We start from the raw sequence: 19,649 nt of genomic DNA on the forward strand, positions 1-19,649 counted from the left end.
ATTTTTTTACAATAATAACAATCTTAATATATCTATAGCACAAAGTCTAGCGCTGCCGAATCTTACGGAAAGACGAAACCTTCTATTTTCCTTTAGAGTGTGTAATCATTTGCAACAGATATTATAATGACTATTCCTAAATTTTTTTTCTACAGTGTTAAAAATAAAGGCCTGCCGAGTTTCCTCAGCAGGCCTTTATTTTGTTAATACGCGTGTCTGTTACTGCAACTCATGGTAGTTATAAACTTTATGACCACCCTCTACCAAATAGCTGTCACGCTTGAACAGCTCAATGTCAGCCTCCATCATATCTTTTACCAAGGCAGGCAGGTCATACTTGGGTTGCCACTGCAGTTTTTCTTTGGCTTTGGTAGCGTCACCAATCAATAGCTCTACCTCGGTTGGACGGAAGTAGTTAGCATCTACACATACAACCTCACGACCCAGCTCTAATTGATAGTCGGGATTATTACAAGCTGCCACGTAGCCTTTCTCCTCCACTCCTTCTCCTCTGAACTCAATCACAATGCCTAGTTCAGCAAAGGACATTTTCACAAAGTCGCGAACTGTAGTAGTTACACCTGTTGCGATGACGTAATCTTCTGGCTGATCCTGCTGAAGAATACGCCACATTGCCTCTACATAATCTTTAGCGTGGCCCCAGTCTCGTCTGGCATCCATGTTACCCAAATACAGCCTGTCCTGCAGGCCCATTCCTATTCGGGCGGCTGCACGCGTGATCTTTCTTGTAACAAAGGTCTCACCTCTCAGCGGCGACTCGTGGTTGAAGAGGATACCATTGCAGGCATACATGCCATAGGCCTCACGGTAGTTAACAGTGATCCAGTAAGCATAAAGCTTAGCAACAGCATAAGGAGAGCGAGGATAGAACGGAGTAGTTTCCGTTTGAGGTACTGCCTGTACTAATCCATAAAGTTCAGAAGTGGAGGCTTGGTACACCTTGGTCTTCTTCGTCAGACCAAGAATCCTGATCGCCTCTAAAATACGAAGCGTTCCAAGGCCGTCAGCATTTGCTGTATATTCTGGCGTGTCGAAGCTCACCTTCACGTGGCTCATAGCCGCCAGGTTATAAATCTCGTCAGGCTGCGTCTCCTGGATGATGCGGATCAGGTTTGTGGAATCGGTCAAGTCCCCGTAGTGCAGCTTAAAGTTAATGTTCTGCTCGTGCGGATCCTGGTATAGATGGTCGATTCTGTCTGTATTAAAGCTTGAGCTGCGGCGCTTAAGGCCGTGCACCTTGTATCCTTTGCTTAGAAGTAGCTCAGCCAGGTATGCTCCATCCTGACCGGTTACACCAGTAATAAGGGCAGTTTTCATTTGTAAAGGGTTTGTAATATGTATAGAAGTATATTGAACGGGTATAAATACTACGCCTCCACCATTTTGTTTTTGAAATCTGCATAAGCCAGGGCAATTCCCTCAGGCAAGGAGGTAGAGTGCCTGAAACCAGCTCGATGCAGTTTCGAGACATCCATCAGCTTGCGCGGGGTGCCATCCGGCTTGGACGTGTCAAACTCCAGATCGCCTTCGAACCCCACCACTTCCTTCACAAGGAGCGCCAGTTCTTTTATGGTGATGTCCTCCCCTGTTCCAATGTTCACAAGCTCGCGTTCATTGTAATGCGCCATCAGGTAAAGGCAAGCCTGAGCAAGGTCATCGGCAAACAAAAATTCACGTCGTGGGCTACCGGTGCCCCAAACGGTTACAGCGGGCGCGCCGGCCTCCTTGGCCTCATGAAACTTGCGGATCAGCGCAGGAAGAACATGAGAATTGCTTAGGTCATAGTTGTCGTTGTAGCCATACAGGTTGGTAGGCATAACGCTAATAAAATTACAGCCATACTGGTCGCGGTATGCCTCGCAGAGCTTTATACCTGCAATCTTAGCGATGGCATAGGGCTCGTTGGTAGGTTCCAAGGGACCAGTCAGAAGATACTCCTCCTTCAGCGGCTGTGGAGCTAACTTGGGGTAGATACAGGATGATCCCAGGAACATCAGTTTCTCTACTTCATACTTATAAGCGCTGTGGATAATGTTCGCCTCAATCATGAGGTTGTCGTAAAGGAACTCAGCCCGGTAAGTATTGTTCGCTTGGATTCCGCCTACCTTAGCAGCAGCCAGGAAAACATACTCAGGTCTTTCCTCTTCGAAAAAACTGTCTACTGCCAGCTGGTTTCTCAGATCCAGTTCTTTTGATGTGCGGGTGATGATGTTGGAAAAGCCCTCACTTTGTAGCTTTCGAACGATGGCAGAGCCGACCATGCCTCTATGGCCCGCTACGTATATTTTAGAGTCTTTATGCAACTTAGATTATTTTTGTAGTATCAAATGGAATAGATTAAGCCACCTGATGCTTCGACTTACTCTCATGCGTGGTGCTCCTATTTCGTAAAATAAGATATGGAACCTGACTAAGCACAAAAGCGGTCAGAACAATAAGAAATAGCACCATATGCTGCCCAAACTCCATTGACAAGAGCGTAAGGGCTACGAAATATATGTTAGCAGCATATAACACCAGTGCTGTCCTTCTGTGGCTCATACCTAGGTCGAGTAATAAATGATGAAGGTGGTTTCTATCTGCACTGAAAGGGGACCTTCCATTTATGATTCTAATCGTGAAGACCCTTAAAGTATCAACTAAAGGTATTATCAGAACTGCGAGGGCAACTAGCGGAGTTGACAGAGGTTTGTCACTTATAATATTTATAACAAATTCAGTGCTCAAAAACTTAGTGCATAATACCGACAATACAAATCCTATCACCAATGCCCCTCCATCTCCCATAAAGATCTTTGCATCCGAAAAATTATATCGCAGGAAGGCCAGCAAAGAACCAGCTGTAGCAAAAGCAATTGCCGCTGAATTCAAGTTCCCATTGTATAAGAAAAAGCTGCCGAAGGCCAGGGAAGCTATAGCCCCTATACCACCGGCTAATCCGTTGATACCATCTATCAGGTTGAAGGCATTTATAATAACAATGAAGACAAACAGCGTGAACACTACACTAATCCAATAAGGTATATCATACACCCCTAATATCCCATAGAAGCTTTGAATACGTATATCACCATATACAATAACTAAACTGGAGGCGACAAGTAAGCCAATTAGCTTCTTGAGAGGGTCTATGGCTACAACATCATCTTTCAAGCCAAGAAGAAAAACAATCACCAACGACAGGACGATCCAACGCAGCAAGTTGAAATTAAAGCTTTCTGCCCAGAACAAAATAGAAAAGAAAATACCAGCAAACATGGCTACCCCACCTAAGGCAGGAATGGTATTTTTATGCAGTTTTCTTTCGTTTGGCTCGTCAAAAAGATTCCTTATTGCGGCAACCTTTATAACCGAAGGAACTGCAAAGTAAGTAATAGCAAAAGCTGTGATGAAGAAAGTAAAAGTTTGCATCATGAAAGGGGCAAAATCATCTAATAGAGCAAAAGGCTATTATATATTAATCTGTTTCAGGCACATTACTGCCATTAACTTATATAAGAGGAATTAAATATAATATTTTTTTATTATAGTATATATAAAAATAAGAGCGGCGAAATCCTTCACTCTTATTCAAGTTGCTTTTTATCAAAAATATAGCCCTCAAAGTATTTAATATTGCTCCCTCAAAAAGAACTGCTCTAGTTTACTAAGATTCTTCTTAGCTAGGGTTAGGTATGGCCTGCTAATTTTGTTATTTTTTAAGGCTTTTAAATCTTCGGAAGATTTTAATTTAATATTTTTAAAGCTGCGATTACTCGCCCCGCCTACGCGCATATTAGTAATAACCTTAGGCAGGTATTTAAATTTCAGTGTCGTATCCTGAAATATGCGAAGCATAAGGTCATAATCTGCCGCTATTTTATACTCCAGGTTAAATAGTCCATGCTTTTCATAAACTTCCCTTTTGAGGAATAAAGTCGGGTGAGCGGGCATCCATCCTTTCTGCAAAAGTGCGGCGTAAAATGGCTGGCTCTTCCAGTAACGCACCACTTTAGAAGTATCATCTTTATTTACATAAAGCAAATCTCCATACACCCCATCTACACCTTCTTCTTCAAAAATTGTGGCAATTTCTGTAAGGATGGTAGGAGAAGCTAGAAAGTCATCGGAATGCACAAAGCCAATAATGTCGCCAGAGGAAAGAGCAATGCCCTTGTTGAGAGCATCATATATACCTTTGTCTTTTTCTGAAATAAGCTTTAAGCTACCGGAGTATGCCTGCTGCACAACAGACACAGTCTGGTCTGTGGAGGCTCCATCTATCACTACAGCTTCAAGACGTGGGTAAGTTTGTGTCGCTAAGGACTTCATAGCCGTAGCTACATTGTCTTCGCTATTATAGGTGGCAGTTATGACTGAAATTAGCATCTAATCCTATACTATAAACTAATACTGTATTCTCTCTCAATAAAGGCTTTTATCTTAGCAACATCAGTCCCGCAATTCTTTTTTATTTCATAAATTTTTACATCTACTAATGTACGATACCACCATCCTTGCAAAAAATGCCACATAAAACCTTCTTTACCTTCTGTAAAGCCTCCTTTCAAAATGTAACGGTATAGAAAATATGCGAAAGATCTCCAGAATAATGGCTGTTTAGCATATTTATGTTTCCTTCTTCGCTTGTATGCCGCCTGATCGCTAATATTCACTTCCTCCGCATGATTCCCTAAGAGGTTAAATTCTATATCTAAAAGATCGATAGCTTCTCGGATAGCATAACCATTATGCTTTGCCGTCCACCACCCCAAATTATTTAGATTATGATCAGCAAAAGCATGCTCAAACACAACGGTTTTCCCTGAACTTAACTTGATATGTTCGTCCATCCATCGGGTTTCAGACCACGCTTTTCCGTACCTGAAAATTCTCAACAAGTTAATCCCCCCTGTACCTTTTGTGATTTCTCTTCCTTGAAAGATTCTCCGTAAAGGCAACTCTACACCATTTACTTCATTAGATAAATTTGGTAGCTTATTTACTATTTCTGAAGCTAGCTCAGGAGTCAAATATTCATCTGCGTCTAAACGAAGTACCCAATCTGTTGTGATTGGAAGATTATCTAAACCCCAATTAAACTGTTTTGCATAATTGTTTTCCCACTTGTTTTGATAAACTATAGCTCCTAATGATTGTGCTACTTGAACTGTATCATCAGTGGAAAAACTATCAACTAAATAAATATCCTGACAAACATCTTTTACCGACTCAATGCACCTTCTAATATGTAAAGATTCATTATAGGTAAGAATTACAACACTTATACTAGGCTTCATTGTAAACTTATTCAGCTTTCTTCAATTTATGATAAGTAAATTTAAAACTGCTTAATTGACCTATCCTTGATATATTTGGCTGGGTTGCCTCCTACTATACAATTATCATCAAAGGATTTAGTTACTACCGAACCTGCAGCCACAACATTAAAACTACCTAGTTCAACTCCTGGAAGAATATAGCATCCCGTAGCTATCCATGTATTAGATTTGATTTTTATAGGTCTAGTCAATAAGTCAAAAGACTCAGTAGAAACATCATGGCTCCCTGTCAACAGGTAAACATCTTTACCGATACAGCACTTTTCACCAATTAAAATTTTATCCAAACAATAAGCCCAGGAATCTTCACCAAGACTTGATAAGTCTCCCATTATTAGATTCCATGGATGATCTATCCTTGAGCGTCGATCTAATGAGCAAGACCATTCAATTTTACCACCAAAAGCTTTTACTAAAGCAACACGAAACTTCCTAAAAAAGAAAGGGCTATATCTATAAACAGTCGAATTGATAACGGACCACAATTTTGCTTTGATCTTTACTTTTAAAGTAAAAGGAGATGTTTGAATAGGTTTGAAATCTAAATCTATTTTAATCATTACAGCTAAATTCTCTCTTTTTTATAGCCTTAGCAGGATTGCCACCAACTACAGTCCATGGTTCAACATTTTTAAAAACACAAGCTCTAGCTCCTACTACCGCACCTTCACCTACTGTTACTCCCATACCTATAAAAACGTCTGCACCTATCCAGGCCTGATCCTCAATCACAATAGGTGCAGTAATTAATGGACTGTGAGGATGAGAAATGTTATGGGACGCTGCACATAAATAAGTTTTCTGAGACACAGTAGCTTGATTTCCTATAGTAACTTTAGCTACATTATAACAATCTACTTCAGGCGCTAAACAAGCGTACTCCTTCATTTCTAAATTCCAAGGCATGTATATTCTAACACTGGAATATACAACTGCTGTTGAATGAATCTTAGCACCAAACAACCTTAGTAAAAATCTTTTCCAGCCACTACCAATACTGCGAGGCAGGGGACTAGCAAATAAAGCCCACACAATACACCAGATTAGCCGTACAAGTTGGTTTCTTTTACTCAAGGCGTTTTTGTACTGAGAGAGATTAACTTTCTGTTCTTCAATCTGCATATACAAATTTTGGAGTTTCTCCTTCACCTAATACCCACTTGTAAAGCTCTATTGTTTGCTTGGCCACAGCTTGTATACTGTAATCTTCCTTAACTAATTTCCTACCATTTCTTCCCATTTCTATCAAAGAATGCGCATCCACAGCTAATGCCTCTCTTAAACAAGCTTTTAGAGGTTCTACCCCCACATCTATCCACCAACCAGCATTACAACGTTCCAAATCTTCCCATGGTGCACCCTTCGTTGTGATGACAGGCACGCCACAGGCCAAAGCCTCCGCCACCACAACTCCAAAATTTTCAGAGTATGTTGGAAGTACAAAAAGATCAGCTCGATGGTAGGTTCTTATCTTTGCCTCCTCAAATTGTGGTCCCAAAATGGAAATTTCCTCACTTAAACCCTTATTGATTATAAGCTGCTTTAGCTGTTCAATATATGCTTTATCACCATTACCGGCTATTTCGACGTGCCAATCGTACTTCAACTCAGACGACAAATGAGCCCAAGCTTCTATCAAAATCTCTATACCTTTTTTCGGGTGAATTCGCGAGAGAAAGAGAAGTGTTCTTCTGCTTTTCTGTATTACTCGTTTCTTTACCGGAAATTCTTTTACGTCTATTCCATTCGGAATAACAGCAATAGGGTTTTTAAACCCAAGTTTTCGAATATTTTCTGCCTCCATAGGAGCAGTGGCATGAATACAAGCTGCTTTGGCTAAATCTTTTCTTTGATACATACTCAATGCTAGCTTTTTTTTCCACTTGCCTGCTTTAAGCGCCCAAGGTTCGAGCATACCTCTTGGAGTTATTATGTAGGGCACATTATATCTTCTAGCAACGACAGCCATTTGATGAACCGGCATCTGCCATATACCGTGGCCATGCAATATATGATTTTTGCTTCCTAAGGCTGATTTCTTTGATAATTCGCTATCAAAGTTCTTTGTGAATGTAAGTGCCAGTTTATCATTAGGACTTGTCCTTAGATAAGGTGTGGTTGAAGGCCTAGTTATGATACTGATACTGCAATGAATTATAGTCTGATTAACTGAAAGGTCGCAAACACTCTTAGAAGGTCCACCAGCATGAATATCAATAGTAGATATAATGTGTGAAATATGAATCATAATAAAGAATTATATAACCTGTTGTATTTAGCTGCAGTAGAATGAATATCAAATTTAGCAACATTTAAATTTCCTTTCTTCAGCAAATTTTCCCTTAGACTTCCATCATTAATCAAAGCCCTAAATCCAGCGTTTATACTTGCTACATCTTCAGGATCAACATAATACACGCTATCCATAGCTATTTCTGGTATAGCTCCCCTTTTACTTGTGATTACCACTCTTCCTACCTTTTGGGCTTCTATTATTGGCATGCCAAACCCTTCATACAATGAAATAAATGACACTATATCACATGCTTCATACAATTCTCTAATTACATTGAAAGTAACATTGCAGTAGTTCTCATAATACATATTACAATTGTTGAGCAGGCCTAGAGTCTCTTGATCTAAATTACCTACAATAACTAATTTACATGGAATTCCTTTTAAACCTAAAATAGTGTTTTTAAGATTTTTATTGCTTTTTGTACCAATATGTAATACTGTAGGCTCGAGGTTATTAAATTCCTTTGGAACGTTAGTTAGTTCTTGACTGACTGGATTATAAATAACTTCAACTTTATTTGAAGCCCATGGAATAACTTTCAAAATTTCATTTTTGGAAAAATTTGAAATAACAGTTATCTTCTTTACAAAAAGACTAGGTAACCAAAACCAGAAAATCTTTTTTATCAATACATTAAGAAAACTACCGGACAGTATTGACTTTACATCGTGAACAGTTAAAACAATTTTTTTAAAAGGAATTACTGCAACGTAATGAATATCTCCGGTGACGTGAATTATACCTTTCTGTTTAGAAACAAAAATTATATTTTTTATAACGGATAAAGGGCTTATTCCATTCTTAGGAACTTCTAATAAGGAAGTAGCTAAGCTAAACTGCCTTTCGATATGCTTATGTACATTTAAAAACAGTTCTTCTATGCTCTTTCCTTTTGAATTATTATTTCTTAAAATAAAAGTTACCAAAGCTTTCTATCCTCATTTTTATAACTCAAGAGTGTACTAGCACAATTTTATAGCTAATTCTAAATTTTCTTTATCCTTTTGATTACATTTCATGCTGGATAAAATATATTTTTTGAATCTTAAAAAAGATATTAACATATATTAACCCGATCAAAATCGTTTGTAAAATCCCTGAGATCCTAAAATATATGTCTGCTTCAACTTTCAACATTGATATAAGCACAGTAGAATATATGATTAGTCCCAAAAAAGTATATGGTCTAAAAAATACTTCAACAAGCATAACAAACATACCAAAAATAAAAAACGCTATAAACACGGGGGCATAGCCCCCTTCAAAAAAAGCCCATCCGAAAGTAGATGGTGTAATTGAAGTACTTTTGTTACCTGTTGTCATATAGTAAAACTTTTTACCAGTATCAGCAGTCGGCTTCGAAGGCAAGAAAAACCTTGGCACAATCCAAGCAAAAGGGATATATGCGTATCTGTCAAAATATTTATACTGTTTCCAATTAGGTTCTTCTTGTATGCTATACAAAAATATTGGAAATAACGAAATTCTTCCTTGATAACTATCTGCACCAGTCTCTAAGCTTTCACTTAAGCCATCTTCTATAATCTGGAGCATAGCTAGTTTAAAAGCATCAGACTTTGCCATTTCTGGCTGATTATTTTGAACAAATCTGTACTGATTGTTTATAGGATATAACAAAACAATAAATATAATGCAAATAGAAAACAATTCCTTTCTTATGAGTCTCCCACTTAAAATATATGGTATTGAGATTAACACAATAGGTGTAATGATCTCTTCTTTCATCCCGGAAAAGAAGCCAATTAAAATTTGTAGTGACAAGAGAGTATAGAAAAAGCAATTGAATCGGAAATCTGATATGTTAAATTTATACTTAACAATCGATAATGTAACTAAAAAAAAGGGAACAGCAATTTGTAGTGCTTGTACAATGAAAGAAAGAGATGAAGCTTTTTGCTCCATAGTTGATCCATAACCAATATCCCCTCTAAGAATAAGGAATAGTTCTATAACTATGAATACAGCGGATACTAGATAAAATAATTTTAAGTTTCTAAACTCAATAACAAAATTTTGGATTCTTTCGCTTCTTCTTAAGAGTGCATTTCTTTGTAGTAATACTTGACCAATCTGCAGGCCCAGCAAGCCTATAAGAATAACTAGTAACGCTGGTAAGATGTACTCTGTAGAAACATATACAACATTATGAACCAAAACTACTTTCTGTCCTTCAAAATATGGTATTAAGATCAGAAAGTTTAAAACAAGAGATAAAAATGAAGCTAGTCTAAACCAGTCAAGTAAAAATGGCTGTTGATATTTATGCCAATTATCAAGGAATTGAATAAGCGTTAGCTGAATTAAAGGTACACATATTATCAGCAAAATAACAATATCAATTTTGTCTGTATCAATTGTTATAAGCATGCAATAGATACAGAAGATCAACCAAATAATTACCTTCGCAGTAAACAGAAGTTTGGTCGACAAAGTCAACTTCATATATTAGACAAAATGTAATTCAACATATTCTTGTAAGTGTAGTTTTCTAAAAAGTGATCATGTATTATGTCTCTTATTTCTACTCTTTTCTCAGGCTTGTTTAAATAATACTTTATCAATGCATTTGCCTCATTTATATTTGAAAAACTAACTTGCTTAGGATCAAAGGGTAATAATTGGTTCAGTATAGGTTTGTAATCACATATCTGGAAAGCTCCGCAGCCATTGATTTCAAAAAATTTGTTATTTACAGACTCTACCTCTGCGTAATGAAAATTATTAAAGACTATTTTTGAACCATTCAAAAATTTAGCTTTTTCTGCTCCATATACTCCTTTCCCTAAGAAGTCGCTTTCAAGTATAGGATCGAAATATTTTGCTTTCCGTCCAAAGAGCTTGATTTTAACCCCTTCTTCTTTTAATAACTTTAGCATTCTATTTCTATATGGATATAGAGTGCCAAAGCAAAGAACATCAATATTTACTTCTTCTTCTAATAAAGGTCCCCCCTCAACTTTTTTATGAAACCGGGGATTAAATGCCTCTTGATACTGAAAAACATTCAACCCTATGTTACTCTTCATAAAGTTTAACATATAAGGGTCTTTTGTAAAATAAGCATCATAAGGTTCTACAAATATCTGCTGATTTCGGAGAGTAGTAAGCTGATCAGGATTTATGTGAATGATTTTTATGCCTTTTTCTCTAACTCCCTTCACAACAAGAGGATGGATATGCTTATAAACTCCAATAACTAAGTCAGGTTTATAAGTAACTATACGCTCTAGTAATTTTATATTTAGTTTCTTCTCATAGCGCTCTGAGATTAAAATTAAACCATAATCAACTTTCCTTGAAAAGTTTTGTTTATAGTCAAAAATTTGAACTTGATGACCTTGATGAATTAGTTCGTCCTTTATATGAAACTCTAAACTGTCAAAATTTTTAGCACCAATAATTGCAATCTTCATGCTCTTCTATAAAAAAAATAGATAATTATAAATTGGACAAAGAACCCAATACAAGTAGCCAAAGCAGCTCCAAAAATGCCAAACTCAGGAATCAGTACTATATTTAATGCGACATTGAAGATGGCAGCTATTATATTTCCTATAAGAATTATGTTTGTTTTATGCTCAGCATAAAACAGGGATTCGTATATATGTGTAGTAGTAAGAATAAAAAAAGCTAGCGCGGTCCAAAAAATCAAATTAAATCCTCCTTGATACAAGCTTGAAAGCAGGACTTCTCCAATTAAATTCTTACTTATATAAATTCCACTCAAAATAATGATTCCTAAAAACAGGTAGCCTTGAACATAACTTGATATTTTATGTTTTTTTTCATCAATACTCAATTTGTCATAAACAAAAGGCGAAATTAATGCCATTATGATGGGACTCAATAGTAAAAAAAACTTCGACCCTACTCCATAGTTTGCGTTATAAATGCCAACATCTTGAGTTGACAGAAAGTAGTCTATAGCATAGCGGTCAAAATAATTATTAATCCATGACCATATTGCAAGAAAAATCAAAGGCCATGTAAAGCTAAAGTACTTTTTAATAAAATTAATTAATGATATTTTATATGTAGATAAATAAAACTTGTACTTTCTACTAAATAAAACTATACAAAAAACCACACTGATTAGCTGCATACCCCAGAGTGCCTCTTGACCCTTGAAAAGAGTTGCTCCAAAGTGAAAACAACATAAAATAAAAAGCAAACCTACTGCTGATTTTATCACTGTCAATTTTGAAAAGTCTAGCAATTTATTATTAACCATCAAAAAGTCACTGACCGTACTACTCAGTAAGGTTAATGGAATGAACAAGAGAAAGAAAGCAGCTATGTATGGGTTCCATTCTCCATAGTACATTGTATAAAATATCTTAAGCAGAATGAATACTATTATAGATATACCTACACCTAAATATAGGTAGTACTTACTTCCGATCCTTTTTTGTAAGGTTCTAATAGTAGATTTAGAAAACTGCAAGAAAGGAGACAGCAGCAAAGTTGAAAAGAAGGTATAAGCAGCAAATTGAATGTTATATTCTCCAAACTCCTTCGGTGAAACATAAAGAGCAATTAGCTTCCCAGAAGCTAGTCCTATTATTGCAGAGATAATTTGAGACAGCACAACATACTTTTTGTCAGAATGCTTGAGATACCTCAAAAATGTTGAGCGAAGAAAAACAGAGGCTGTGTTAATACTGTTCATTTAAATTTTGCCTACACTACAACTTTGCACATACATAATTGATTATAGATGCTAATTATTAGGACCGTTGGTACTTTCAATTTAATAATGGTGAGTTCATACTCTCCAGAATATCATACACTTTTTTTACTTGCTGCGACTCTTCTTTAGCAAGAACCAAATGTGCATCATCTGTTATCACTAAAATGCTGTCTTTTAAACCTACGAAGCTGGTAAATTTATCAGAACCAATTACCATATTGCCCATCTCATCCACCTTATGTCCTTGTTCTTTCAAATAATCATATACTGCTTCAAAGCTGCCCATATCGCTCCAATCAAAAGAGGCAGGTACAGCTTTTATTTTACTACTATGTTCCATTACCGCATAGTCTATACTAATGGAAGGAATTGCCTTGGAAGCTTCAAAATCTAGCTGTCCGTTTCTATTTTGAAACCAGACTGCATGCGATTTTTCATAAACCTCAGGGGCATATTTCTCAAGTTCCTCTAGGAATACCTTTGCTTGAAAGCAGAACATCCCACTGTTCCATAGGAAGTTTCCTTGTTCTAAAAAAGCTTGCGCTGTTTTTTGATCAGGTTTTTCTCTAAATGAAATTACTTCTTCACCATCAGTTTCAATGTACCCATATCCAGTTTCTGGCCTGGTTGGACAGACTCCAAAAGTTACTATATTTCCCTCCATAGCCAAAGCTATAGCTTTATTGACAGCCTTGCTATATGCCTCACCTTCAGCAATAATATGATCTGCAGGTGTAATTAGCAGAATGTCATCCGGCAGTGTTGCGAAAGCTGCAAAGGCAATGGCAGGTGCTGTATTTCGTGGTGTAGCCTCTACAATATTTGTGTAGTTTTCTATATGCAGCTTTTTCAAACTGTCTGCAGAAAGGTGTTGATTTCCTCTATTCCCCACCACTATGAGGCTATCAGAGAGTGACCTGTTCCGTTTGACTGCAAGTTCAAAAAGAGAAAAATTAGAAAACAGGTTTAGATACTGTTTAGGGCAAGAAACTCTTGAGAGTGGCCATAACCGACTTCCTACCCCGCCTGTAAGAACAACGTGATGAACTTTCATAGTTTATAATATTCTTCTAAACACAAATGTCTCTAACTAAACGAATAAAATTGTAGCACATATTATAGACTTCTCTCTACTTTTATTTTACCGTAATGTAATGCCGGCACCTGCTGTTTGACGCCGATGCCGTAGTAGGCGAATCCCTTCTCGCGGAGCTCCGTGCCGTCGTAGATGTTTCTCCCGTCGAAGACGACCCTGTCGCGCATCAGCCTGGCCACCACGTTGAAATTGGGCGAGCGGAACTCGGGCCACTCTGTGACCAGCAAGAGCGCGTCGGCGTCGATGAGCGCCTCGTACTCGTCCTTGCCGTACTCGATCGCCTCGCCCAGCGCGTGCCTAGCCTCCTCCATGGCCACCGGGTCGTAGGCCTTCACCCGGGCCCCCTGCTCCAGGAGCTTGCGGATGATCACCAGCGAGGGCGCCTCGCGCATGTCGTCGGTCTTGGGCTTGAACGAGAGGCCCCACACGGCAAACGTCTTGCCCGACAAATCGCCGGAGAAGTGGGCGTGGATCTTGTTGTAGAGCACCGACTTCTGGCGCTCGTTCACCTCCTCCACTGACTGCAGCACGCGCATCTGGTAGCCGTTCTCCGAGGCCGTGCGGATCAGCGCCTTCACGTCCTTGGGAAAGCACGAGCCCCCGTAGCCGATGCCCGGGTAGATGAACTTGTTGCCGATCCTGGCGTCCGAGCCGATGCCCTTGCGGACCATGTTCACGTCGGCGCCCATGATCTCGCACAGGTTGGCGATGTCGTTCATGAAACTGATCTTGGTGGCCAGCATGGCGTTGGCCGCGTACTTGGTCATCTCGGCTGAGGGGATGTCCATGAAGATCAAGGGGTGGCCGTTCATCAGAAAGGGCTTGTAGAGCTTCTTCATCACCTTCTCGGCACGCTCCGAGGCCACGCCCACCACGATGCGGTCGGGCTTCAAAAAGTCCTCGATGGCGGCGCCTTCTTTGAGAAACTCCGGGTTGGAGGCCACGTCGAAGGGGATGTCCACCCCGCGGGCCTCCAGCTCCTCCTCGATGGCCTGCCTTACCTTCTGGGCCGTGCCCACCGGCACGGTGCTCTTGGTCACCACCACCAGGTACTCGGACATGTGGCGGCCGATCTGGCGGGCCACCGCCAGGACGTACTTCAGGTCGGCCGAGCCGTCCTCGCCCGGGGGCGTGCCCACGGCGATGAAGGCCGCCTCGCAGCCGCAGCCACGGATCACCGAGGCAAGGTCGGTGGAGAAGGAGAGGCGCTCCTTCTGCGCGTTCCTGGTCACCATCTCCTCCAGACCCGGCTCGTAGATGGGCAGCACGCCCTGCTTGAGGTTCTCTATCTTCTTCTCGTCGATGTCGATGCACGTCACGTCGATGCCAACCTCGGCAAAGCACGTGCCCGTCACCAAACCGACGTAGCCCGTGCCAACTACTGCTATTCTCATTATCTAGTTTGTTTTCAGGTTACTTCACTTAAGCTCCCATACCTGCCTTCAGCTTCTTCTTCCACCCCTTCTTGCTGCTTTCGCCATAGCCATACCCATAAGCATACCCGTAGCCGTAGCCATTCTCCTTCTTGGCATCGTTCAACACGATCATGAGATGGTTCAATTTTTTATTCTTGTAAATGTCATCTACAATGTCAATCTGTGATTTATGTGTGTAACCGTACCTAATTATAAAGACACTAGAATCTATTAATGGAGCCAAGGTAAAGGCATCTGCTACCTGCCCTACCGGAGGTGTATCTATCAGCACATGGTCGAATTGCTCTTTTAGCTCTTCCAGTAAGTGTGTTACCTTAGAGCTTAGCATTAGCTCTGCAGGGTTAGGCGGAATAGGTCCGGAGCCAATGGCATACAGCCCAGGCACCGATGGAGATGGGGTTAGGATGTCCTGTACAGCTAGCTTCTCAGAGATCAGGTAGTTTGTGATACCTACTTCGTTTGATAAACCCATGTCTTGCATCAAGCGCGGCTTGCGTAGGTCGAAATTCACCAGCACCACACGCTTGCCTGTCAGTGCCAGGCTGGCCCCCATATTGATGCTAAAGAAAGTCTTGCCCTCCCCGGTCATACTGGAGGTAACCAGGATCACCTTGTTTTCATTACCTACAGTAGAGAATTGAAGATTAGTGCGAGCTAAACGGAAAAGCTCCGTCACAGCGCTTCGGCTATTCTCTGTCACCACCAACTTATCAGGGTATTCGCTATGTGAGATCTCACCTAATACAGGCGTAGCCGTTCCTTTCTTCACATCCTGCAGTGTCTGCACTTTATCGTTAAGCAAGTCTCTGAGGTAAATGCAGGCAAAAGGAATTCCCAGCCCCAGTATAATAGCAAGCAAGTACACAAGCTGCTTTTTAGGCTTTACGGGCAGGTCTCCGGCCATGGCCGAATCGATAACACGAGAGTTAGAAACCGTAGCGGCCAAGGAGAGCGCAGATTCTTCCCGCTTTTGTAGGAGGTATAAGTACAAGCCTTCTTTAATACCCTGTTGCCTGTTTATCTCTAGCAGCTCGCGTTCAATGGAAGGCACCTGCTGTATCCGGGACTCAAACTGGGCCGAACTTGCTTGTAGGTTGTTACGGGTAATAACTAACCCATTCTTAATGTTGCGCAGGTTCTCTAGAATGTTTGTTTTCAAGTTCGCCAGCTGGTCCGTCATATTCTGCACCAGTGGGTTATTAGCTTGCGTGGTGCGCAGCATGCGCTGGCGGTCCAGCTGCAGCTCATTAAACTTGTTAATCAGGCCCAGCAGGGTCGGGTCCTGTATATTCAGCGTGCTAGGCACCACCTCAAAATCTCCTTCCTGATGCTTGCTCAGGTAGGTTTCTATGGAATTTAGTACATCCAACTGTATCTCAAATTCTGCGAGCTGCTTGTTATACTCGCTTGCCCGCTGCAGGTAGAGCTGTGCTTCAGAGCTTACGTCTGTCAGTTCATTCTCGCGCTTGTACTGCTCAACATTCTTCTCTACATCCGTCAGTTCCGTAGTAAGAAATTTCAGGCGCTCGTCGATAAATTCAATCGTGCTGGCTGCCACCAAGTTCTTATCCTCGACCGCCTCCTTGTTATACACCTCCACCAGCTTATTGATAATGTCCTTCCCTTTCTCTGGTACAGGGTCCACTAAGCTGATGGTGAGCACGCTCGCTTCTTTGTTAACAGGCGCAACAGTCAATTCTTTGTTATAATAATCCGCCAGTTTGCGAATATCATGAAACTTAATAATGAGATTCGCTTTATTTCTTGTACTAACACCGGAGGCTGCCACAACAGTAAAAGTGCCATAGGCATGCTTTATTTCCTGCCCAAACTTGTACGCAGAGCGCTCCTGGCTTTCTTCCCCTTCCAGCTCAAAGCTGTTGTTGTCTTTAATATAAAGCGTTAAGGTTTTATCAAACGCGGCAGAATCAAGCGTACTTACTATAACTTTTACAGGCAAGGAGCGCCCGTACACTTCGGACGTTTTGATGTTTCCCTCGACATAGTAGCTTGTATACAGCGACAGCTCCGTGAGCACCCGCTGCATAAGGCTTTTGGATTTTAGCACCTGGATCTCATTATCAATATTCTTGGAGGCTTTAAAAAGCTCTAAGTCACTGAACACGGCATTACCAGACAGGTCAGGTCCCTTCTTATCATCTTTGATGAGAAGAGTACTACTGATGTTATAGGCAGGCGTGGCATAGCGCAGGTACAGGAAGGCCAGACCAAGGCATATTACAACACCAATCACAAACAGGTACCAATAGCGCAGGTACTTTTGCAAAATGTTTTTAATGTCTATTTCCTCAGATTCAAACTGGAAGACCTCTTTCTCAGACATACTTGTATTATAATAATGCTTAGAATAACCTAGATGCCACTACAATGGCAAGTGAAGTAACTGCGGTGATGATAGAAAGCGTTCGTGTGTTCGTGCTGGCCTGCACCTGCTTCATCTTATCAGGTTCTACATACACCACATCGTTCTGTTGTAGGTAGAAGTAAGGAGATTTCAACACTTCTTTGTTATTGAGGTTTACACGCGTCATGCTTCGCACGCCATTCTCCTCCCGAATGATTAGCACGTTCTCCCTCCTTCCAAAAGCGGTCATGTCGCCGGCCATACCCAATGCCTCCAGGATATTAATTCTTTCAGATGGAATAGTAAAGGTAGAAGGACGGTTTACCTCTCCGATAACGGTTACTCTGTAATTAAGGAAGCGGATGGTTACGATGGGATCTTTGAGGTACTCATCTAGTGCTTTAGCAAGCTTAGCCTTTGCCTCGTCTTTTGTTAAGCCACCTAACTCGACTTTACCTAGCACTGGATACTCAATATATCCATTCTGATCTACTAAATACCCTTCACTGTGAATATTGGCACCTCTGCTCCCTACACCAAAATCAGTAACAATACCTGCCGGAGGTATTATGCCTCTATTAAATACTGCATTTGCTTCTGGGTTAAGGCTTGTTACGGATACACTCAGCAGATCATCAGGTTGAATTTTGGACTCCGTGGTGTTAGCAACTTCTTCCTTATATACTGCCTGTTCCTGCAGATCGCTAAAATAAGCTAAATTTCGGGTAGGTCCACAAGAGGCAATAAGGCTTAGGAGGAGCAGGTAGATTAAGTTGGATTTCATTCGAGGGTATTACTTACAAATTACTTGTCAGAGACCACAATTTGAAACTTTTATTCAAAGTTACCGTAGCCCATACATTTTGCAAATGTAAGCCTTTCACCTATTATACCATCAATAAAATTAAAAATTATTTAAATTTGTCTATATATGGCCAGAATCTTAACTTATAAAAAGGAAGCGCCAGTCCCCTTAGCTAACATTTAGCTATCCATTGCTACTATTTACTGTTGAGCTATGATTATCTCATTTTATATCTCTGTTACGTTAAAAACAAATTTATTTGATTTCTACGTATTGTTATAAAGCATGCTCAGGATTGACCCCACATTGTCTTCATACCTGCACCGGCTGGTTTTTAGGCGACAACATTCTTTCATCCTCCACAGGCGGCTATTTGACTCTTGCAAGCCTTACATCAACACCAGTACTAAGCTAGCTTCATGAGACCACATTATCCTGTACTTTAGGAGTAGTAGGAATAACTCCTGTTTGTCTCTGCTTTTATTTGGCTTCATTATGAGAAATAACTATTATACTTGACTCATGCAAATGAAAACCGTAGACCCGCAGCACACCAAGACCTCCGATGTTCATGCGCTATTGTTAGGTGCCATTGCACCCCGACCTATTGCCTTTGCCAGCACAACTGACCTGGAGGGAAATGTAAACCTTAGCCCTTTTAGTTTTTTTAATGTTTTCAGTGCCAAGCCACCTATTGTTGTTTTCTCCCCTGCCCGTCGCGTGCGTGACAACACTACCAAGCATACATTAGAGAATGTACTGGAGACACGGGAGGTAGTGATAAACATCTCAAACTATGCACTGGTTGAGCAAATGTCACTGGCTAGCACTGAGTATGACCGTGGTGTAAATGAGTTTTTAAAGGCAGGGCTGACTCCTGAACCATCGGTTAGGGTAAAGCCTCCACGCGTAAAAGAGGCTCCAGTTGCCTTTGAATGCAGGGTTAGCGAGGTGGTTAGTTTGGGCCCTGAAGGAGGAGCAGGCAATCTTGTTATTTGCGAAGTACTGCTAGCTCATATCAATGAGGAGGTCTTGGATGGGGATGGTAAAATAGATCCTTATAAATTAGATGCCGTGGCACGTATGGGCGGAGATTACTACATTCGTGCCAACGGGAATTGTGTTTTTGAATTACCCAAACCTGTTCATAACAAAGGCATTGGCATTGATGGTCTTCCTGGCTTCATTCGGAGCAGTTCCTTACTAACAGGCAATAATCTTGCGCGGCTAGGGAACATAGAGACTGTACCATCTGGTGTAAATGCTGAGCTTGTTAAGTCTGATCCCTTGGTTAAGTATGTATATAACAGGTACAAAGAAGATGCGGCCAAACTCAAACAGGAATTGCAGCTTTTAGGAAAGAAGCTATTAGAAGATAAACAAGTGAAAAAGGCTTGGGAGGTACTACTTCTTAGCGAAAAGGTATAAGATTAATTGCATTCTGATTTTTGCCAAACTAAACTCCTCAAGAGCTACTATAATAACTAAACATTACTTTCTGGAAAGCAACTACTTGCTCCACTTGCTTTCCCTCTTTTTGTTTGGTGAGTTCCTTTTTCATTTCCCACTTTGGAGCTTGCCCAAGCGTAGCTCAT

At 40.5% G+C, this 19,649-nt stretch carries 17 protein-coding genes; 1 reads left to right on the forward strand and 16 read right to left on the reverse strand.

What is annotated here, in order from left to right:
- Positions 1–219: 219 nt before the first annotated feature.
- The 16 genes from gmd to PKOR_RS00755 all read right to left on the reverse strand — a co-directional run bounded on the left by gmd (position 220) and on the right by PKOR_RS00755 (position 18,033).
- Entirely contained in the window at positions 220–1,338 is a 1,119-nt protein-coding gene (gene gmd, locus PKOR_RS00680) for a GDP-mannose 4,6-dehydratase (RefSeq protein WP_046308632.1), read from the reverse strand.
- Between the two features lie 50 nt (positions 1,339–1,388).
- Complete coding sequence (gene fcl, locus PKOR_RS00685; protein ID WP_046308633.1) at positions 1,389–2,324, reverse strand: GDP-L-fucose synthase; 936 nt, start codon at positions 2,322–2,324, stop codon at positions 1,389–1,391.
- 34 nt (positions 2,325–2,358) lie between these two features.
- Positions 2,359–3,435, reverse strand: a complete 1,077-nt coding sequence (locus PKOR_RS00690; RefSeq protein WP_046308634.1) for a glycosyltransferase family 4 protein — start codon at positions 3,433–3,435, stop codon at positions 2,359–2,361.
- A gap of 195 nt (positions 3,436–3,630) precedes the next feature.
- Positions 3,631–4,389 carry a glycosyltransferase family 2 protein gene (locus PKOR_RS00695; protein ID WP_046308635.1) on the reverse strand — a complete coding sequence of 253 codons (759 nt, stop codon included), beginning with the start codon at positions 4,387–4,389 and terminating at the stop codon, positions 3,631–3,633.
- Positions 4,390–4,400: 11 nt separating this feature from the next.
- Positions 4,401–5,300: a glycosyltransferase family 2 protein gene (locus PKOR_RS00700; protein ID WP_046308636.1), complete on the reverse strand. Its 900-nt coding sequence runs from the start codon at positions 5,298–5,300 to the stop codon at positions 4,401–4,403.
- 41 nt (positions 5,301–5,341) lie between these two features.
- On the reverse strand, positions 5,342–5,902 hold the full coding sequence (locus PKOR_RS00705) for an LbetaH domain-containing protein (protein WP_052738647.1): 561 nt from the start codon (positions 5,900–5,902) through the stop codon (positions 5,342–5,344).
- On the reverse strand, positions 5,895–6,464 hold the full coding sequence (locus PKOR_RS00710) for an LbetaH domain-containing protein (protein WP_046308637.1): 570 nt from the start codon (positions 6,462–6,464) through the stop codon (positions 5,895–5,897). Before PKOR_RS00710 ends, PKOR_RS00705 begins: the two co-directional genes overlap by 8 nt.
- Positions 6,454–7,590, reverse strand: coding sequence for a glycosyltransferase (locus PKOR_RS00715; protein WP_200897406.1), 1,137 nt, complete (start codon positions 7,588–7,590; stop codon positions 6,454–6,456). The genes PKOR_RS00710 and PKOR_RS00715 overlap by 11 nt, the downstream gene beginning before the upstream one ends.
- Positions 7,587–8,567: a glycosyltransferase gene (locus PKOR_RS00720; RefSeq protein WP_052738648.1), complete on the reverse strand. Its 981-nt coding sequence runs from the start codon at positions 8,565–8,567 to the stop codon at positions 7,587–7,589. The genes PKOR_RS00715 and PKOR_RS00720 overlap by 4 nt, the downstream gene beginning before the upstream one ends.
- An 82-nt stretch (positions 8,568–8,649) precedes the next feature.
- Positions 8,650–10,029: a hypothetical protein gene (locus PKOR_RS00725; RefSeq protein ID WP_148561595.1), complete on the reverse strand. Its 1,380-nt coding sequence runs from the start codon at positions 10,027–10,029 to the stop codon at positions 8,650–8,652.
- A gap of 71 nt (positions 10,030–10,100) precedes the next feature.
- Positions 10,101–11,075 carry a CgeB family protein gene (locus PKOR_RS00730; protein ID WP_046308639.1) on the reverse strand — a complete coding sequence of 325 codons (975 nt, stop codon included), beginning with the start codon at positions 11,073–11,075 and terminating at the stop codon, positions 10,101–10,103.
- Positions 11,072–12,331, reverse strand: coding sequence for an oligosaccharide flippase family protein (locus tag PKOR_RS00735; protein WP_084694674.1), 1,260 nt, complete (start codon positions 12,329–12,331; stop codon positions 11,072–11,074). The genes PKOR_RS00730 and PKOR_RS00735 overlap by 4 nt, the downstream gene beginning before the upstream one ends.
- 76 nt (positions 12,332–12,407) lie before the next feature.
- Entirely contained in the window at positions 12,408–13,406 is a 999-nt protein-coding gene (locus PKOR_RS00740) for a mannose-1-phosphate guanylyltransferase (RefSeq protein ID WP_046308641.1), read from the reverse strand.
- 62 nt (positions 13,407–13,468) lie between these two features.
- Positions 13,469–14,842, reverse strand: coding sequence for a UDP-glucose dehydrogenase family protein (locus PKOR_RS00745; protein WP_046308642.1), 1,374 nt, complete (start codon positions 14,840–14,842; stop codon positions 13,469–13,471).
- Positions 14,843–14,870: 28 nt separating this feature from the next.
- Entirely contained in the window at positions 14,871–17,228 is a 2,358-nt protein-coding gene (locus PKOR_RS00750) for a GumC family protein (RefSeq protein WP_046308643.1), read from the reverse strand.
- A 19-nt stretch (positions 17,229–17,247) separates the two neighbouring features.
- On the reverse strand, positions 17,248–18,033 hold the full coding sequence (locus tag PKOR_RS00755) for a polysaccharide biosynthesis/export family protein (protein WP_046308644.1): 786 nt from the start codon (positions 18,031–18,033) through the stop codon (positions 17,248–17,250).
- 549 nt (positions 18,034–18,582) lie between these two features.
- On the opposite strand from PKOR_RS00755, the gene PKOR_RS00760 reads away from it, so the two are divergent.
- Positions 18,583–19,482, forward strand: coding sequence for a flavin reductase family protein (locus tag PKOR_RS00760; RefSeq protein WP_046308645.1), 900 nt, complete (start codon positions 18,583–18,585; stop codon positions 19,480–19,482).
- Positions 19,483–19,649: the final 167 nt, after the last annotated feature.

It is taken from the genome of Pontibacter korlensis, assembly GCF_000973725.1.
GTDB classification, from domain to species: Bacteria; Bacteroidota; Bacteroidia; order Cytophagales; family Hymenobacteraceae; genus Pontibacter; species Pontibacter korlensis.